Source organism: Cyclobacterium lianum (genome assembly GCF_900143075.1).
Taxonomy (GTDB): domain Bacteria; phylum Bacteroidota; class Bacteroidia; order Cytophagales; family Cyclobacteriaceae; genus Cyclobacterium; species Cyclobacterium lianum.
Genome location: NZ_FRCY01000006.1, coordinates 306,686 through 325,882, shown reverse-complemented (window position 1 = coordinate 325,882; position 19,197 = coordinate 306,686). Strand labels below are relative to the sequence as shown.

The window sequence follows — 19,197 nt, the reverse complement described above, 5'->3', positions numbered from 1 at the left end:
TGGCCTAAAAATAGATGTCATATAATTCTCTTCCAAATATTCAACCCAAGCAATTTTTATTGCCGGTATAAAATCAGGATATTTAATTTTCATTTCAGATATGAATTTTGGTTTATGCACAAGGAACTTTTACTTGCCCGTCACGGTGAAGCTGTATCTCCTGACATTGCGGCCGTTGATGCTGATCGTAGCCTCACAGCCGCAGGAATGCAGCAGGTAGAAAGGCTCGGCCGGTTGATGGCCATCAACGGGCAGCAATGTGAATTGCTCCTTTACAGCCCCGCGAGGCGTTGCCAGATGACTGCCCGAATACTCGGCAGACACCTGCATCCAGGCAACAGTGTCGGAGTACCTTCCATTTACCGCGCCAGCAGGGATACACTCCTTGAGCTGATCAACGATATTTCACCGGAAACAAATCAGGTTTTGCTGGTAGGACATAACCCAGCCATCAGCATGCTCGCTGCCTATCTAACAGGAGAGGGACACCTGATGTTTTCACCTGGTATGATAGCACGCCTGCATTTTGAGGATTTGGAATGGAATACGGTGTCAAAAAATACCGGCAGTCTGGAAGAAATTCTTCAATAAGCCAATACTACACCATGCAATTCGTTTAAAACCCCAGGTTATCATCATGAGTAATTCGAAAGTCAATCAAATTTATCCAACTTTTGACCCCAATGGGGTTGGTGTCGCCGGAAAGCTGTTTGGGCTTCCCTTCACAACTGAAGAAAGTGAGGTAGTCGTCCTTCCAGTCCCCTGGGAAGTCACAGTCTCCTATCACTCCGGCACCGCCCGCGGCCCTGAAGCAATCCTGGCTGCCTCCCGGCAGGTTGACCTTTTTCAGGAGGACATCAAAGATGCCTGGAAACTTGGCGTATCGCTGTTGCCTATTGATGAAAATCTGCAGGCAGACAACAACAAATACCGCTTGTTGGCTGGAAATTACATAGAATGGCTCGAGGAAGGTGCCGGAGATGTCCAGGGAGAACGCTTTGCAGCTGTTCCCGATATCGTCAACAAGGCCTGTGAAGAGATGAATGATTGGGTGTACCGGCAGGCAAAGCAGTACCTGGATAAAGGGAAGCTATTTGGACTTCTGGGTGGAGACCACAGCAGCCCCCTGGGGGCGATCAGGGCCAATGCAGCCCATCATACTTCCTTCGGCATATTGCAGATCGACGCACACGCCGACCTCAGGCAGGCCTACGAGGGCTTTACCTATTCGCATGCGTCCATTGCTGCCAATTTCCTTGAATTGCATCAGGTCTCATCGCTTGTGCAGGTGGGCATCCGGGACTATTGCGAAGAAGAATATGACCTGATCCACTCAGACGAGCGCATCTGGCTGTATAGCGACAAATACCTGAAGGCAGAAATGTACGAAGGGCGTACCTGGGCCTCTGTATGTGCGGATATCCTGGACCAATTGCCCGATAAGGTATACCTTACTATAGACATCGATGGATTGAACCCTTCACTTTGTCCCCATACCGGTACCCCCGTGCCTGGTGGACTGGATTTTGAACAGGTGGATTTTTTGCTCAAAAAACTGGTGCTATCAGGCAGGAAAATTATTGGCTTTGACCTGGTGGAGGTCGCTCCCGGTCCGGACGGAAGCGATTGGGATGCGAATGTTGCTGCGCGTCTGTTGTACCGGTTGGTCAATCTGGCTGCCGTCTCCCAGGGAAAGTTGAAGTGGCTATAATTTGATATGACTTTTCCAGAGTTTAGAAGTCTGGAAAAGTTAACATAGGGTGGGCACACAATTAACCCTATTTTTCCGATATTTGCCATTTGATTTTTCCTGATGAAAAAGCGAACTCAATTTTGGCAATTGTTATCCGAATCTCTTCGGGGAGATGAGCAGGATTACACGAGGATCCCGATCAAATCGGGTATCATTCTGCTCGCAGTGCCGATGATCCTGGAAATGATCATGGAGTCCCTTTTTGCGGTAGTCGATATTTTTTTTGTAAGCCGGCTGGGAGAACATGCGGTAGCCACTGTGGGCCTTACGGAGGCTGTATTGACCATCATTTACTCATTGGGAGTCGGGATCAGTATGGCTGGTACGGCCATGGTGGCGAGAAGATTCGGCGAGAAGAAATTTCAACGGGCCGGAACGGTTGCATTTCAGTTGCTTTTTGTAGGGATGGTGGCCTCCATTCTGCTGGGAGCGGGAGGATACATCTATGCCGGAGATATCCTCTCGGTCATGGGAGCCGAAGACGAGGTATTGAAAACGGGAAAGGCCTATACCGAAATCATTTTTCTGGGCAACATGGCCATCATGCTGCTATTTCTGATCAATGGTATCTTCAGGGGGGCTGGTTCACCTCATCTTGCCATGAGGGCTTTGTGGATATCCAATGGATTGAATATTCTCCTGGATCCGCTATTGATTTTTGGTTGGGGATCATTCGAAGGATTCGGTCTGGTAGGGGCAGCATGGGCCACCACCCTGGGAAGAAGCCTGGGTGTGGTTTATCAATTGTACCATTTGCTAAATGGCAAGCACCGTTTGGTGATCAAACAAAAAAACCTCAGGATTCGATGGGAGACCCTCAGGAAAATCATACACATCTCTGCCGGAGGTATGGGACAGTTTCTGGTGGATTCGGCAGCCTGGATTATTCTGACCAGAATTGCATCCGAATTTGGAAGTGTCGCAGTGGCTGGCTATACCATTGCCTTCAGGGTATTGTTGTTCAGCCTGATGCCGGCCTGGGGCCTCTCTGCGGCTGCTGCTACGCTGGTAGGGCAGAACCTGGGTGCAGGCAAAGCCTTTCGAGCGGAAATATCCACCTTTCTCACGGCCCGGTACAATTTTATCTTTCTGGCGGCAGTGACGATGATTTACCTACTGTTTGCCGATGATCTGGCCGGATTTTTCGCTGCCGAAGCGGGTGTCCGGGATATTGCAGCTACAGGGTTAAAGATTACGGTTCTCGGCTACATTTTTTACGCGGTAGGGATGGTGATGGTGCAGGCCTTTAATGGTGCCGGCGATACCAAAACCCCAGCCTACATCAACGTGGGTGTCTTCTGGCTGTTGGAAATTCCCCTGGCCTATGTGCTGGCCATTAGCTACGGACTCGAAACCAAAGGGATTTTTATCAGCATTGCGATTTGTCACTCTCTGCATGCCATGATCGCCCTATGGTTTTTCAGAAAGGGAGCATGGAAATTTGCCAAAGCCTGATTTGGACCAGGGTACTGTGGTTTTGTATTTTAGGTAAAGTGGGCCAGTGGAAAAACCTATCGGTTTGCCCGGACAGCGCAGGTTAAAATACACGGGAAACTTCAATAGCAGTTTTGATGGTGGGGCAGGATTTATACCGGAATACCGGATCATTTGCCGTGATACAATAAAAAAAACTACCGGTATATGAGAGAAACCGGTAGTTGAGTTAGGTTTTGATAGGCAAGATAAGATAAAATGTTTTCTTTATGCTTGACTCGTTCAAAGATACATGGATCCGTCAGAGCACTGGGTACCCATATGTAACCAATATGGGTATAAAATGTTAAAAGTGATGATCGCCATCCGGAGATAGGGATTTTTGGCTGATCGGATTAAAAAAAAAGACGTTTTATTCAATAAAAGGTCGTTAGTACCACGAACCGATCATTGTCAGAGAGCCCGATTTCATGGCTTTTAGCGGGGTTTAGCAACAGGTGATTGCCAGACGCATCAGGACGATCCAGGTAGACGCCCAGGATAGTCTCACCATGGGCACTTGCCAGGGATTCAAGTTCATCGAAACGTTTCTTTCCGGACGAAAGGCCATATTCCGGTAAATTACGGAAGATGATTTCTGCGCCGCCCACCGTAAAAAGTTCATTGTAAATACTGTTGAGTTCGCGCTGTAGGGCAATACCGGCCAGGAGATGACTCAATACCATAGGGCTGATGATGACTTCACTCTGAAAACGCCGGATAAGGGATTCATTACTGGGATCCGAAAGCTCCAGCAACACGGACGGCCGTTTACTGGCTTTTTCCAGTACCTCTTCAAGAAGTACATAACCCACCATCGTCCTTGCATCGGCTTCCTCTTCCTCTTCCATCCTGTCACTGCTCACCATAAGGATATGGTCAAAAGTCTCCGCTGCTAATTTCCTGATCTCAGATTCCCGGATAAAATCTGCGACTACATTTTCCACTACCACCCGATCACCGTTTTCACTGAGAAAAGCCAGTTCCTTTTCCCTTTCGGCGATTGGGCGCAAGCCTACCAGGCGAATGAAGTATTTTTCATCCTCGTAGGTGCACAATTCCCTGATCAGCGCCGGGACATGCTCATTCCAGCCCAATACCAGAATGTTAATCCTGTTTTCCAATTCTTCTACAGGAAGCATTCCCAGAAAGGGCATCGGTGCATAATCGGTTGAAATCCGGTCTTTTCTCCATACCAGATCAGTGGAATTTTTGGCAAGCAACACCAAAAGAACATCGTCTTCCAGTAGATAGTCATCCGGCAAGTTTAACTGAGGAGAGAAATGTTCGCCTTCGGATTTAACAATGCCCAGAACTACAGCCCTGGTAAACGCCCTCTTCAGGCGTCCCATGGGCTGACCGGTTAACTCCGGAAAAACCTGTGAGAACAGGTTGTTGTCGTCTACCTGCGAAAGGATTTCGTTGTAGACCGCTGAAAGCCCCGGGTGGCGAATATTCTGGGCCATTAGGCGGCTGATGATGGTATTGCTGCCTATTACTTCCAAAGGGCCGGTATAGGATCGTCTGGCAGCATTGATCTTGTTTTCGTCCTGAATTTCTGCTACCACGTAGGGCAGGTCCTGGTTGTTTTGGGCCTGGGCCTCTGCATTCAATGAAAGCAGGCATTTGATGGTTTCGATATCCGGACTGATCAATTCCTTCCGTCCGTAGGCCAGGCTGGGTACAATGACGCAGGAAGCATTGAGGCTATCCACCCGGCGCAAATGTTCTCGGTCAATGGCCAGGCCTGTGCGCAACACAATTTCATGGGCCCGGGTGCCGATCATGGGATGGTCTTTGAGCTCCTGCATCTGAAAAGAGCTAACCTCCTCGGAGAGAATGATCAATTGTAGCTTTTTGGCATCGTATTTTTCCAGAAATCGCCTGATCCGACCTACTGACTGGAAAATTTCAGCAGCAATATGGATGGTCCGGTTAGACCAACCCAGAATCAGGATATGGTTGTTGGCTGTAACTGGCGTCAATCCCTGTTCCAGATGCCTGATTTTCCGGTTCATCCAGGTGGTGATTACTGCTACCAGGGAGCCCAGGAAAACTACATATCCGGCCACTGTTATCAGCGTGGAGATAAACCTCCGCCAATTGCCCTGATCATCTCCCAGGTATCCCGGATCACTAAGCCGTAAAAATGCCCACCATACCGATTCTCCAAAAGTGCTGGTAGGTTCTCCTGAGGGCATCACCAGTATGCCCCCGACAATCGAGATCAGGCCGATCAGCGCTGCCAGCAACAATAGCTGATAATGGGCTCCCTTTACCAATTGCCGTTCCAGCGTGAATATTATTTTTTGCCGGATCCGGGGTCTTTTTATGCGCATATCGGATGTTTAAAAAAAGAAAACTTTCTCAATTTAGCCATTTCACAAGAATAAGCCAGAAATTATTTCATGGCTTCAGCGGATAATTACCTCCTTGACCGGCTGAATGCGTTTTATAACCCGCTATCCTGATGGCTAAACAGGTCCATGCTCTCAGCCAAACATTTCGGGGCGCCTGATGGGAGATCTCCGGAGCTTCAGATGGATAATAAGTCGATCACAATACTGTTCCCTTCATTCAATCAGCCTGAAATTTTTCACCTTTCTCCCCTTGAGCTGCTTTTGCCATTTTTCAAACAGGGGCTTTTCCATTTCAAACTCCCGGTATGCATCCGGGCTCATTATAGGAATACCCTTGACAATGGGATAAATCCGTTTACAGTCCGGACAATACAACCAGCCCTCAATAATTTTTCCCCCGGTGTCTTCAGTTATCCGGGTCAATTCCAGGTCAGCGTGATCAAAGGGACAACACAATTTATCAATAGTTGTTAATTTCATTTCTGGAGATTTTTTCTAATTTTTTAAGGTAGTTTTCTATGGCCTTTCCGGGATTTTCGGCTTGCATGATGCCAGATACCACGGCTATGCCGGAGAAGGGGATGTCTTCAAGTTTCGAGAGATTTTGCAGGTCAATTCCTCCCGCCAGAAAAAAAGGCAGCTTGCAGTTTTTATGGGTCTCCCGGATGGTTTCGAAGGAAACCAGCTCGCAGCTATTGGCTGTAGGGGAGGGGAAAACCGAACAAAAGGACAGGTAATCAAAACCTTTTCTTTCAGCCTTTCGGACAAAGTCAAGGTCATTGTTGCAGGTGATACCGAGCAGGCTGTTTTCCGGTAATTTTTGTTGTATGCTTTCCAGGTCTTCCGGGAGATCGTCAAAATGCACCCCGTGCAGACCGGTACCCGCTACCCATTCCCATTGGTTATTGATCAGTACGGGAAAGGGATGATGCCGGGTAATCTGGCATATTTTTCGGATAAAACCAATTTGATCCTGATCAGGCCTGAAATGATCCCATATCTGCAAGGCCATGAGCGGATACCGGCATAGCTCTTCCATGAGGCGGAAAATTTCCTTTTCAGGCCCGGATGAAGGATCAATAATCAGGTAAATTCCCTTTCTTTGTTGAAGATTTAGTTTTTTCATTTCCATCCCTGTTTGAATGCTTTCGAAAATGCGGCCCAGTATGGATCGGTTTTTTGGTATTCCAGCGGTAGTGCCCTGCCATCTTTTTCCAATAGAACCATACCATCCGAGTGATTTGTCAATTCCCCTACAGCAGTGCATGCGATACCCTGGGCCCTCACCCGTTCCTGCACCAGATCAGCCTGAGCTTTCTGGCAGGCGATGATCATAGAGCCGGCCCCTATACAGTACAGCGGGTCCAGTTCGAAGAACTTGCAAATACCGGCCTGGACCGGCGCTACGGGAAGCTGCTCCCTGGCAAGGCTCACGCCACATCCTGCAGCTGCGGCCATCTCGTAAATCGCTCCGAGAATACCCCCTTCGGTAACATCGTGCATGGCGGTTACGGATTTTTCGCTGAAATCACCGACTGCGGACAGCCCATCTTTCAAAGATGAACTTTCGTAAAATGAGGCGCAGGCCTTTTGGTAAGTCTCATTCCCCAATTTATCCCGTACCGTTTCCGGAAAACTCATGGCCAATATGGCTGATGAGGACAGGGCAGCCGTTTTGGTAACCAGCAGCCGGTCTCCCGGCCGGGCTTTGTCTGCAGTGAGTGCCTGATGTCCTGGAATGATGCTGACGAAGGTCCCGCCGCCGGCTATTGTCGAATTTTGTCCCTCGACAAAACCGGTATGGCCACCGGTTATGGCCATTCCAATGTCCTTGCAGAAGTTATGGATGTATTCCCAATATTCCCGGAATGCCTCTCTGGAAAAACCTGCAGGTAGATTCAATACAAACTGCCCATATTGTGGCGCAAAGCCGGTGGTGGCCATATCGTTTGCCATCAGTTGCACAGACAGCCAGGCAGATTCCTGCAGGCCCAGGGATGGTATCAGTGAAAGGGGATCGCTGGACAGGGCCATTACCTGGTTTTCTGAAAGCTGTACGAGCGATACGTCCCTTCCAAAGCCTGGTTTCACCAAGACCTCGGCCCTGTGTGCCCCGCATTTTGACGCAATAAAGTGCTCAATCAAATCCTCATCTATTTTACCGAGTAAAGCTGTCATAATTTTAAGTTACATCATGAAGTTGAACATACAGCCCGAAAAAATCGCCATAGGGCAGCCCCCATTGCTGGACCGGAAACCACCTGGGCAGGCCAGTACAGGACCATTCTATCGAGTAAGTCCTGCCTTTTAAGGCTTCCTGAATAATTTTTATCAATTGTTGTGGAGTGTAGAAGGTGGCGGTGACATAGAAGGGGTTTTTTCCGAAAAGCTGCTGAACCCTTCTGCGCAGTACTTTGGGAGAGTTTCTGTTCATCATGCCCATGGCGATACCATATTTTCCTACCCTGGCTGCCTCACGGATCACCCTTACCGGATCTTTGTAGTATTCAAAGGTGGTAATAAAGGCCAGGGCATCGAAGCTCTGGTCCCTGAAAGGCATGTGGTGCGAATCGGCCATTACGAGATCTCCCTCAAACAGGTGAATTGCCTGCGAAAGCATTAGGGGCGAGATGTCGCCGCCGAAAGCTTCTATGCCAATTTCTTTCCACCAGCGCGTAAAACGGGTGGTGCCACAACCAAACTCCAGCAGCGTTTTGATCCTGCTGTCCCTGGCCACCAACTGTTCCATGACTTTCTTTTGCCAGATTTCTGCCCTTTTGTACCGGCCTTCATACCACAACTCGTAGGTATCGGTATGTTTGCGATTGAAGAACCATTCGGGTCTGTTTTGCCAGTTTTGTTGGGTCTGGGGAATAAGTTCACCCCCGGTTTTTTCCAATTCCATAGTAATTTATTGTATAAAAGTGTCGTGCGCGCGGGGCTGCCTGAGGAATGGCGCTACAGATTACAAATGGAATTCCGGCCTGCATCCCTACGTTGGCATTATCCAAATCAGGTTTCGGGTATGATCTCAGCCGGAATAAATTCCAGCACCCCGTGCGTTCTGTTTCAGTTGCAAAGCTATCCAATTCCCGTAACAAATCAAAAAGACCCGATCAGCCGGATTCTTTCCAGCCAGGCAGTTTAAAAGATTACCAAATTTCTTTGAAACTTTTCGGAAATTTCCCATATATTCCTAACTTGTTGGAACAAAAACCTTTAACTTAGATGACAGCTTTATCCAAATTTTTATCCTGGAAAAAGGGCAATACCATTATTTCCTGGGTCCTTGCCCGTCTGGTGTTTCAGGTTATTTTTAACCGGGACAATGTACCCAAACACATAGAGCTATTGGATGACACATTGACCGACCACTGTTCGAGGATCAAAAGAAATCGTTGGGTGGGGGTCATCAATTTTATAATCCGCCCCAGGTTTGTGCGCAGACTGGTAGAAAATCGGCTCAATAGGAACATGGAGAGCCACGAAAGGGTGATTTTGTCGCTTGATAAAGAGTTGACGAAAGAAGATTTTTTTCCTAAGGAAAAGCAAAAACGCCAGAAGTGGACCAATTGGTTTGGCAACCATTTTTCGGAGCCTCTCCAGTTTTTCGTACCTGGTAACGGGGAATACAAAGATTTTTCACCAACAGCACCGCATTGCGAGGCCTATGACTATGAAGGACTGGAAGAAGTCTGTTCACTCGTGAAGCTCGCCGAAAAAAACGGCCGGAAAATCCGTGCCGTTGGGTCAGGCCATGCCCTCACGGCCGTGGCCCAATGTGAGGATTACATGGTTTGTACCCAGGACATGAACATGACCCAAAGGCCAGCCCGGGAATGGATCAAAGAGAAATACCGGAATGGATTTGATGTGGAGGTAAATTATTGTAACCGAAAGGAAACGGAAATCCACTATCTTTTTGAAACCGGCGGAGGTACAAAGATACGGCACCTGATCCAGGCCCTCAGCCACCACGGTCTGGCCTTGATCAATCAGGGCGGATCCAGCATTCAGTCCATATCTGGCGCCATTGCCACATCTACCCATGGCTCAGGTATCGGGATAGGACCAGTATCGGCATTTGCCAAATCCATGACCATTGTGGGAAAAGGGGGAAGGATATTTAGAGTAGAACCCGCAGACGGCATCACCGACCCCGATATTTTTGAGAAAGATGAGCAGGTAAAAAAACATGGCATCACACTGATCCAGGACGACGATAAGTTCAATGCAGTAATGGTCGGTATCGGCTCAGTAGGGATAGTTTTTTCGATGATCCTGGAAGCACAGCCAGACTACCGGCTGTTCGAAGAGCGGATTTTGAGGAATTGGGAGGATGTAAAAAAGGAAATGATGGAAAAAGGTATGTATGCCTATATCAATGCGCACCGGCATTTTGAGGTGCTAATCAATCCTTATTGCGATCATGAGGCGGCTACTGCAGAAGGTAAAAAGAGGAAATGCCTGGTCACCACGCGCAATTACAGCGAATCGGAATCCGGTTCCCACCATGCGGGAAGGGAGAGAAACTATATCTCCTCTTTCATTTCCGGCATTGCCATTTCCGGCAGGCTTTCCCCCTGGGTGTTCAATAAAAACCACCTGTCCATTCCCAGAATGACCAATAATTCTCTTAAAAGATTGGTGGATCACAAGGAGGATGCCGGCGGAGGATTTGAGGATCTGGCCAGAAATGTACTGGATCAGGGCCTGGGTGAACTGAAATTTTATGGTTATGCGATTGAGTTTGGATTCCCGCTGGAAAAGGTCTTTGATGCAGTGGATTTGATCATCAAAAATTGCGAAGCCTCACAGGAATATGATCAGTTGCTGGCGGCGCCGTTTGCTTTGCGATTTGCAAAAAAATGCCCGGCTCATTTGTCCATGATGAACCAGTCGGATATGTGTATGATAGAGTTGGTGAGTGTAAAGGACGTTACTGGCAGCTATCCCTTGTTCATGCGGCTGGAGCGGGAATTGCTGGCATTGGGGGCTGTTCCCCACTGGGGCCTATCTGTGGAGCCCTGGCACCGGCCAATGGTAGAAAAGGCCTTTCCGCGGTTCAGGGACTGGGAAAAGGAGCAGGAATTTTTCGGAGGCAGTACTTTTTACAACGCTTTCTTAGAGCGAATACGACAATCATAGTGATTTCCTGAAGGCGGCCAGCTCCTGATATACCCTCCTCCTGGCCCTGTTGATGCCACCTACAGGGGCATGTGCCTGCAGCCCTATCCAGGGAGAAAACTCCATGTTTTCCCCCATAGTTCTTCTTTCTTCAGTATCAAAATCCTGCTTGGGGATATGCAGGTTGGCAACCGGGATCAGGTCGGCTTCCCATACTTTCGAGGTATTTTCCAGGGGCTGTTTCCTTTCGTTTCTATGAAGCTGCACATTGAGGGTAAATGCATGTTCCCGTTTCTGGCAATCTTCCCTCAGTTGCTCCTTCAGAAAGTTGTCTGAGCGTGGGCCGCCAATGGTATAACCCAATGCCGGATTATTAGGTGTCAGTACATACTTCACAAAATGGTCCGGGCCATGTCTGAATGCCCCTCCCGAGAAATAGGTCTGCGAAAGCAGGTTATCATGTTTGGCAGCAAATTTGAAAGTGAGGTAAATACTGCGCCAGTGAGCCGGGTGGATAGCGAAACGCAGCCTTTCCCAGAATCCAAACAGTACTGCTCGGATGGCTTTTTTATACAAACGGATGGTCCAGGTAGACAATATGGGGCTGGTGGTCATCAATATGTTTTGACTGGGCATTCCCAAAGGGTCCTCTTCCAGCATTTCCCCCTCTACCTGCACGATTTTTAGTGCAAGCCCCCTGCCGGAGGCCGGTTTGTCCGATTGTACCTTGGGAGGCGCATTGGAAAGTCGTATCCAGGCATCGTATTGTTTGGCTTGATCGAAGATCCCAACGCGCAGCGATTCCGGAATATCCTCACGAATGCTCAATCGGGCCTTCAACAGGCCGTGCATTTTGGGGTGAAAATTTCTCAGAATCCTGCCTGTCGGATACTGTTTTTTCAGGTAATCTTTCATTACCCCGATCAGTTCGTCAATGTCTTTCTGCTCTCCTGGTGTATAGGTTTCAGTCATGGTCTGCCATATATTGTAAAGCCTTAATGCCCGGAAAAAAGAAGTAGGCGCCCCCCTTGATGAGGGTAAAATTGGGCAATTGATCCAGTTTTCGTCTTACCGGATATTGAGGTAGACTGAATTCATCGGTTTTCCTGGATTCATTATGGTAGTGGTTGCCAATGATGGGGTCTGCATCATGTTCCAGACCTCCAAATTTGTGGAAATTGACCCAATTGTTCTGCACAAATTCAAATTGTCTGCGGATGTCAGTTACCATACAGATAAAATGTAGTCCTCTTTCCTGGTTATCCTCTTTCCTGGTTATCATTTTTTCCGGGTTTAGGTCCGGGACGAAAGGCGGTCCATAGGGTCTTCCTTTTCTGATCATGCGGTGCTTGGCAGCCATTTCGGTAGAATCCTTTTGGCTGGTTTCGGTCACGAGATGGTCTCTGGGATTGGTACGCCGGATATGGGATCCGATGGGGCATTTTAATCCGGCTTTATCATCCTGCCAAAATCCAAAATCATTGGCTTCGGAAAGGCTGGGCGTTGGTCTTGCGGGACAAAGGGTCAAAGGAGAGCCGTCCGGCCACCTGCCCACCATTTTGCTAGCCAGTGCAATGGCGGATTGGTTGTCCTTGCTTTGGGCTTTCATGTATTGCCAGAATGCATGTACTTTTTGTTCCATTTGTCTGAAAACCAGGTAAGTTCCGTTTTTTCCAAGGTCTTTCAGATTGCTGTCATCAGGGTGTGGCGGCAAATCCCCCTTTTTGTCCATAGCTGCCGGGACCGTCGGGCAGGAAGCATATTCCTCATAAAGATTTTTATACCCCATAATAAACTCTCCGGCAGGGAAGGTCTCCTCCTGAGCATTTTCGGGGTTTTTGAGCAGTTCGCGTATGACTGGCCGGGAAATATCGTCCCTGAATCCGAAGTGTTCTTTTCTGTTGTGCAGCATACCAGTGGGCAACACGTGTAGTGCAGTGATACCATGACTTGATGTCAGCGCATTGACTTCTGCCAAGGCAAGCTGCAGTGCCTCCGGGCTTTTTCCGAATACCATCAACATGAAATGCGGACTTTTCTCACCCCAGTTCCAGTTTTTAGGCGCGTTTTCTCCCGTATCTCCCAATATAAACTGCCTGTGGGCTGCTGTCATGCCCTCTTTGAACTCCCGGCAAAAACTCTGCATAACCGGGTCGGGAAGGTTCAGATAAGCCATCCCATCATAGGTAAGTGCGATTTGAATGGCTGTATCCTCAGGTTTTTCTGCTGCGGTCGTGACTTTTGGAACAAGGACTTGTAAAAAATGTCTCGCTTTTGCAGGATTGGTAAAAGCGTACAATAAATAGCTTGCACTGCTGAGCTGGCCGTGGCCCCTGAGTAACAATCCTTGTATGTCATCTTTTTCAAGTACCGTCATATCTATAGGGTTAGCAACCATTCTCTGATTTCAGCATCATTCATTTTTTTATTCAGGCCCTCCCGGAAGGTCCGGTTTCGCTTTAGATTTTCCACACTCAGCTCGTGCTGGAAAGCATACCAAAACTGTGTCACCTTTTGGTGGGCCCTGACGCCTTTCATGTAATTGCTTCGGTGGTTGTATTGTTTGTGGATTAGCCAGCGGGTCGCTGGAAAACCAAAGGCATGACTAAAAATAACTGCCATGTTCATGGCACGCCGCTCGCTGTCGACAAAGTCGTGGGCGTATGCTTCTGAAAGGTTGTCAAAATTGGCAATAAAAACCAGGCGTTTTCCCCGGTCCATCTGTAACCAGCGTGCCGTATGTACCGTTGGTATATACGCGAAATAAGCAACCAGTCCGACGAGCTTTAAGGTAATTGCGAGAAAAATCCGTCGTATCCAGCCTTTTTTTAGTGGCGCGATTACTGTCATTTCGTTGATGACCGGATTGGTTTCCAGGGCCACGATCTCTCTCACCTTTTCATCTGATAGTTCCGGACTGGGAGAATGGGGGATATTTTCGTTGAGGCGTAGCAGCAGAAACAAAAAACCCATCACAAGGATGAATATGGGAAAAATAAAGGCCAGGATTTTAAGAATCAGCAGATCCAGGAATAGGCATAGAATCAGGGATATCAGGGACGCAAGCATGATCAGCCCAAAAAGGGCCAGTGGCCAAAGCATTTGGATTTTATTGCTTAGGCCGTAGGGGATTTTTTTGGCTGCCCAGGCCAATTGCGGCTGATTCCTTACAAACGTTTCTATTTTTTCCTTTATTTCCCGGGGAGAAGTTCGCTTACCGGCTCCATCCAAACCCTGCCCATATTGCCAGACTTCTGCTTTGAGTGATTTTTCTCTGTTTACATCTTCAGTACTGATAAATTTGAAGCCCGAGTAGAAAGTATTGGGAATGCTTTTTGCCTTCAAAAAATCTACCAGTCCGGATTCGTCAAGCTCTTTTTCAGGGTACTCCCGACTTTGTCCGAATACCTGTTTGAGCTGCGGACCCAGGAAGCTTGCCAATTCCCGGAGGTGGCTGGATTGGCTGCCCACATAACTGCTCATCAGCAGAATTCGCGCCGGCAGTTTTTCCTTTTCCGCATATACCTGTGCCGGTAAGGTCAGCCAACTTAGAAAAAAAGTTCCCCGCAGGGATGTGCTGAATTTTTCCTGATAGATCTTCAGGTCTTTCCGGTATTCCATAAGCAGGCCATTTACATAGGAAATCTTTTCCTCATCCAGTGTGACGGTTACTGTGAGACCTTTATGGATAGTGGACATATGCAGGTAAAAATTTTTACTCAATTTAAAAAATTTTGTCTTCCAATCGCAAGACAGGCGAATAAAATTCTTTGTTTTTCTGATCAATTCCAGATATTAATTCTAAAAAAATGCGATTTTTTTTGTCTTTGACTAGCTGACACCGCTGACTTGCGGTACTTCATTACAGAAAGGTAAACACCGGAAATGAAATCCAATAAAACCAAAAGAAATCTGATATCCTGGCTCAAAGGCAAACCGGCCTCAGATCGGGCATTGTTTATCCGGAAGCTATTTGACCATTTGGCCGGATATGGAGCTGCGCCCGATGTAAAACAGCTTCGGAACTCAAAGCGTCGGGTATGGAAGGTTTTGGAGCGGCATACGAGCAAACAACATAGCAGGAGAGCCTGGCTCCGGGCGATTGGTAGATATGCGGCAGTTTTGCTATTGGCAGGCTTTGTTGGCTTCTGTTACTGGCAGCTCGGACTTTCGGGGACTGAATATCCTGAAATGCAGGTGAAGCAAACGCAGGAAGGCCAGCGGTCTGCCATTACCTTGAGTGACGGGAGTGTAGTGCGCCTGAATCAAAATAGCCGTTTCGAGTTTCCTGAGTCTTTCTCCGGCGATTACCGCCAGGTCAAACTGGATGGGGAAGCATTCTTTGACATCAAAGCCAATCCGGAGAAACCCTTCGTTGTCCAGACGGGTGACGCAGAGGTACAGGTATTGGGCACCTCATTCAATGTCAATACCGACCAGGCTACTGAAGTAACAGTAGCCAGCGGAAAGGTGAGGGTGGCCGACAAGCATTCCCTGGACCAGGAGGTCCTTCAACCGGGGCAGCAGGCGGTGCTGACCGGAAGTGATATCGCCATTAGTGAAGTCAATCCTGATCATTTCATCGGCTGGCATACCAGGAATCTTTCGTTTGAAGAAGAATCTGTACAGCGGGTTTTTGAAATATTGGAAAGGGCCTATGGGGTAAGTATTCAATTGCGTTTTTCCGACCAGGACCCGGACTGTCTGATTACTGGTTCCTACCAGGGGGAGCGCATAGAAGCCATTTTGCTCGGTATGAAGTACCTGTTGGAATTTGATTATGAAACCGATAAGAATGCCAAAACAATATATATCAACAACATGAAGTGTAAGTAAAAAACTACAGCGTATGAGAAAAAACTAGCCATCAAAAGATCCGGTCACTGCGGCAACAGTGCCGGATCAAAGCCCAAATTCCAATCAAACAACAAACTCGAAAAGAATTTAAAGCAACCAAAATTATGGAAATTAATTTACTTAAACTATTGATCATGGCATCAAAAAGGCTTCTATATGCCTTCCTGCTACAGGTATTTGCGATGCAGGTTATCATTGCAACCCCATCTCACAGCCAAAATCTGGAGGACGTTGCACTCAGTATCCGGGCAGAATCTCAGCGGCTGAAGGAGATTCTGGAAATGATAGAAGAAAGGACGGTATTTGGTTTTACCTATAATCAAAAGGTGGCCCGCCATCACCAGCGTTTTACCTTTTCCTACCAGGACAGCAATGTAAAGGAAGTTCTCCAACACCTGGCCCAGGTGTCAGATTTTGAATTTAAGAGGGTGAACAGAACCATATATGTGGCTCCTGGGGGTAGATCAGTAACTGCAAAAGAGCCCAAAAGGGTTCAGGAAAGTGAAACAGATGAAATAGAAATCACCATTTCCGGCAAGGTTACGGATGAAAATGGAGACCCTTTACCGGGCGCAACAATTTCAGTCCAGGGTACTGCGATTGGCACAGTTACAGGTCTGGATGGTAGCTATTCGCTTACAGTTCCGGACGGTTCGATTGTGGTTTTTTCTTTTATTGGATATCAATCGCAGCGCTTCACCATTGAAAATCAGACGGGAATTGACGTGCAAATGGTTCAGGACGAATCTTCCCTGGACGAGGTGGTCGTGATCGGCTATGGTACGCGAGAAAAAAAGGATCTTACAGGAGCCATTTCCCAAATAGATTCGGAGGAAATAACCAAAACAGCGAGTATGACACCGGAATTGGCGATGCAAGGAAGAATGGCAGGTGTTTTTGTGTCTAACCCGGGGTCAGATCCCAATGCAAGACCATCTATTAGGATTCGTGGCGTAAGTACGCTGGGTTATAATGATCCCCTGTATGTAATTGATGGGGTCCCATTGGTAGAAGGAGGGGCTGCCTCAGGAGATGCCAGGACTCAGGATCAGCGGGGTAATGTAAATGTATTTAACTTGATCAACCCGAATGATATTGAATCGATTTCGGTGTTAAAGGATGCTTCAGCTACAGCAATATACGGTGTTCGGGCATCAAACGGCGTAATCCTGATCACCACCAAAAGAGGTGCTAAAGGAAAACCCAAGGTAAGTATTTCTTCCAGGTATGGGGTACAGAACGTGAGAAACAATTGGGATGTAATGAACACGAAAGATTACATTGACACGTACCTGGATGCGTTAAATAATAATCCCGCAGCCTCACCAGACCCCAATTTTTTTCAATTTTATGACCGAAACTCAACCGAGTACTTAGGAGATAATCCCTATTATACGGATGCCTGGTTAGAAGCCGCCAGGGTAGAGAATGCCGTCATTCAGGATCACAATGTATCTATAACGGGAGGAAATGAAATGTCCAACTATGCAGTTGGTGCAGGTTTTTCGGGGCAGGAAAATGCGATGTTCTCAAGCTCTTTCAAACGCTATTCTGCCTATGTCAATTCCGATCATCAGATAACCAACTGGTTGAAAGTTGGTGAGTCGTTTCGTTTTGTGTATTCTCAAACAGCAGATGATTCTGGTGCAGGTTTAAATACTGCTTTTTCTGCACCCTGGCAGCCTTTGTATGACCCTTCCGGATTTCGGGGTTATGCTTCGCCGGGCCGGATGGTTGGGGACGCTTTCCTGAGCAATGGTTATGGTGGAGCTACCAGAAATAATTTTTTAGCGATTGCAGACCTCAACACTGTACAACGGGACATGATCAGAAACATTGGTTCTTTTTATGCGGAAGCTAGTCCTCTGGAGGGCTTACGTCTTCGGGGAACATTCAGTTTTGACCAATTTACAAATACCCAGCAAAGATTCTTTGACCAAAGGCGTGGCATATTTGAGGCCAACCAGGGCGTGCCTTATACGGGTGAAGGCAATACCTACAGAAGGAGAATCAATGAAAATGTTAACATTGTTAAGGAGTTTTTGATTGGTTACACCAGGAGGTTTGGGCGCCATAACTTTGACCTGATTCTGAACGCAATGGATCAGCAGGTGCAATGGAACAATACCCAATTGTCGGTTGACCAGAACTCACCCTTGCCCGCCTGGGATCAACGCAGAATAGACGAAGGCTGGCCGAGGGAAGATAAAGCCCTACTGTATGAAAGGTCACCCTCTGGTCTGCAGGGCTATATGGGAAGACTAAGCTATAATTTCGATAGTAAATATTATCTTGATGCTACAGTGAGGAGAGATGGCACATCAAAATTCGGACCTGGTTTTAAATGGGGGACATTCCCCAGCTTCGGTGCAGCATGGAGACTTTCCTCTGAAGATTTCATTGGCCAGGGCATTATCGATGACCTCAAGTTACGGGTAGGTTGGGGACAGACCGGAAACCAGGAGACCCGTGATTTTGCATTTTTATCTCTGGTCAATTTTAATCCTGTGTATGCACTGGGATCGGGTGGTAATGCAATCGGTGACGGTACTATCCAATCGGCCGCTGCTTTGGGAGATTTTCCAATTGTAGATATGAGTTGGGAAACCGTCACTACCACCAATATCGGTTTGGATGCCATGCTCCTCAGCAACAGGCTTTCCATGACCGTAGAATATTACCAGCGGTACACCGATGGCATCCTACAGGCCATCAATATTCCGCAGGTGATCGGTGCATTGTCTCAGCCGGTAGTCAATTTGGCAAACGTGGACAATCGGGGATTTGAATTCCAGGGAAATTTTCAGGATCAAATTGGAGATTTTACCTATTCGGTGGGTGCCAATCTCACAACGGTGAGGAATCGGGTATCCAATCTTTATCAGGGCCGTCCATCCGGAGGCAATTCAAACAGAATAGAAGAGGGCAGACCCATCAATTTTCTATGGGGATATGTCACTGATGGCATTTTTCAGACAGAAGAACAGGTAGAAAGTTGGCTGGAGGAAAACGAAGATCCAGGATTTCAGGTTCAAAAATCTCCCGGAGATATTCGGTTTGTTGATGTACAGGGACCTCCGGCTGAGGGTGCCGATAATGCTTTCTTTAGTCCGGAACCTGATGGTAGAATCGATGCCTTCGACCAAACCTACATCGGAAAGTCTATTCCAGGATATTATTACGGCATTAATCTGGGCTTGAATTACCAGAGTTTCGACTTTACGATTGACTTCAGGGGCATGGGTGATGTGCAAAGTATTTTCACCAATGGCTTGCAAAGTGTAGGATCCGGAGGTGGCAATTACCTGGTGGATTACCTGGACCGATGGACACCGGAAAACCCATCGAATACGATTCCAAGAGCCATCACCGATGATCCCTCCGGAAACAACAGGATTGCAGATCGCCATGTCGCAAATGCAGGGTTTTTTAGGTTTCAAAATTTCCAGTTGGGATACAACGTCTCCGGCGAGCTGCTTTCGAGATTAGGCGTAAGTAATTTCCGGGCATACCTGATGGGCCAGAACCTTTTCGTATTTAGCCCCTTTCCAGGGCTGGACCCTGAAAATGACACCACCCCGACCACGTTTATTTTGGGGGTAAATCTTGGATTTTAATCATTAAAGA

The 19,197-nt window shown here is 47.6% G+C and carries 14 protein-coding genes and 1 riboswitch; of the genes, 6 read left to right on the top strand and 8 right to left on the bottom strand.

Annotated features, from left to right (window positions below; translation table 11 throughout):
• The first annotated feature begins 114 nt into the window (after window positions 1-114).
• From BUB19_RS12565 to BUB19_RS12555, 3 genes are all read left to right on the top strand, one after another.
• Complete coding sequence (locus tag BUB19_RS12565) at window positions 115-591, top strand: SixA phosphatase family protein (RefSeq protein ID WP_073094882.1); 477 nt, start codon at window positions 115-117, stop codon at window positions 589-591.
• Window positions 592-637: 46 nt separating this feature from the next.
• Window positions 638-1,711, top strand: coding sequence for an agmatinase family protein (locus BUB19_RS12560; RefSeq protein WP_073094881.1), 1,074 nt, complete (start codon window positions 638-640; stop codon window positions 1,709-1,711).
• Window positions 1,712-1,813: 102 nt separating this feature from the next.
• Window positions 1,814-3,208, top strand: coding sequence for an MATE family efflux transporter (locus BUB19_RS12555; protein WP_073094880.1), 1,395 nt, complete (start codon window positions 1,814-1,816; stop codon window positions 3,206-3,208).
• A gap of 395 nt (window positions 3,209-3,603) precedes the next feature.
• Here the strand turns inward: BUB19_RS12555 and BUB19_RS12550 are convergent, their stop codons facing one another.
• The 5 genes from BUB19_RS12550 to BUB19_RS12530 form a co-directional block, all read right to left on the bottom strand.
• The gene (locus BUB19_RS12550) at window positions 3,604-5,565 is read right to left on the bottom strand and encodes a CASTOR/POLLUX-related putative ion channel (RefSeq protein WP_073094879.1); all 1,962 of its coding nucleotides are present in this window, start codon (window positions 5,563-5,565) and stop codon (window positions 3,604-3,606) included.
• A 234-nt stretch (window positions 5,566-5,799) separates the two neighbouring features.
• Entirely contained in the window at window positions 5,800-6,066 is a 267-nt protein-coding gene (locus tag BUB19_RS12545; RefSeq protein WP_073094878.1) for a Trm112 family protein, read from the bottom strand.
• Window positions 6,047-6,712: a thiamine phosphate synthase gene (locus BUB19_RS12540; protein WP_073094928.1), complete on the bottom strand. Its 666-nt coding sequence runs from the start codon at window positions 6,710-6,712 to the stop codon at window positions 6,047-6,049. The genes BUB19_RS12545 and BUB19_RS12540 overlap by 20 nt, the downstream gene beginning before the upstream one ends.
• On the bottom strand, window positions 6,709-7,764 hold the full coding sequence (locus BUB19_RS12535; RefSeq protein ID WP_073094877.1) for an AIR synthase family protein: 1,056 nt from the start codon (window positions 7,762-7,764) through the stop codon (window positions 6,709-6,711). The genes BUB19_RS12540 and BUB19_RS12535 overlap by 4 nt, the downstream gene beginning before the upstream one ends.
• Before the next feature lie 4 nt (window positions 7,765-7,768).
• Window positions 7,769-8,491, bottom strand: coding sequence for a class I SAM-dependent methyltransferase (locus BUB19_RS12530; RefSeq protein WP_073094876.1), 723 nt, complete (start codon window positions 8,489-8,491; stop codon window positions 7,769-7,771).
• A gap of 67 nt (window positions 8,492-8,558) precedes the next feature.
• Window positions 8,559-8,654, bottom strand: a riboswitch (TPP riboswitch).
• Between the two features lie 160 nt (window positions 8,655-8,814).
• On the opposite strand from BUB19_RS12530, the gene BUB19_RS12525 reads away from it, so the two are divergent.
• Window positions 8,815-10,734, top strand: a complete 1,920-nt coding sequence (locus tag BUB19_RS12525; RefSeq protein WP_073094875.1) for a D-arabinono-1,4-lactone oxidase — start codon at window positions 8,815-8,817, stop codon at window positions 10,732-10,734.
• Here the strand turns inward: BUB19_RS12525 and BUB19_RS12520 are convergent.
• From BUB19_RS12520 to BUB19_RS12510, 3 genes are read right to left on the bottom strand one after another with little or no spacing between them, the layout of a single operon-like run.
• Window positions 10,729-11,685, bottom strand: coding sequence for a catalase family protein (locus tag BUB19_RS12520; RefSeq protein WP_073094874.1), 957 nt, complete (start codon window positions 11,683-11,685; stop codon window positions 10,729-10,731). The two genes, BUB19_RS12525 and BUB19_RS12520, sit on opposite strands and share 6 nt — an antisense overlap.
• Window positions 11,678-13,090: a Dyp-type peroxidase gene (locus BUB19_RS12515; RefSeq protein ID WP_073094873.1), complete on the bottom strand. Its 1,413-nt coding sequence runs from the start codon at window positions 13,088-13,090 to the stop codon at window positions 11,678-11,680. The genes BUB19_RS12520 and BUB19_RS12515 overlap by 8 nt, the downstream gene beginning before the upstream one ends.
• Window positions 13,091-13,092: 2 nt before the next feature.
• Window positions 13,093-14,412 (bottom strand): peroxidase, encoded by a 1,320-nt coding sequence (locus BUB19_RS12510; RefSeq protein WP_073094927.1) that lies wholly within the window; start codon window positions 14,410-14,412, stop codon window positions 13,093-13,095.
• A gap of 186 nt (window positions 14,413-14,598) precedes the next feature.
• Here BUB19_RS12510 and BUB19_RS12505 point away from each other — a divergent pair, with 186 nt between their 5' ends.
• Both BUB19_RS12505 and BUB19_RS12500 read left to right on the top strand, forming a co-directional pair.
• Complete coding sequence (locus BUB19_RS12505; protein WP_073094872.1) at window positions 14,599-15,549, top strand: FecR family protein; 951 nt, start codon at window positions 14,599-14,601, stop codon at window positions 15,547-15,549.
• Between the two features lie 155 nt (window positions 15,550-15,704).
• On the top strand, window positions 15,705-19,187 hold the full coding sequence (locus BUB19_RS12500) for a SusC/RagA family TonB-linked outer membrane protein (protein WP_178371489.1): 3,483 nt from the start codon (window positions 15,705-15,707) through the stop codon (window positions 19,185-19,187).
• The last annotated feature ends 10 nt before the right edge of the window (window positions 19,188-19,197 follow it).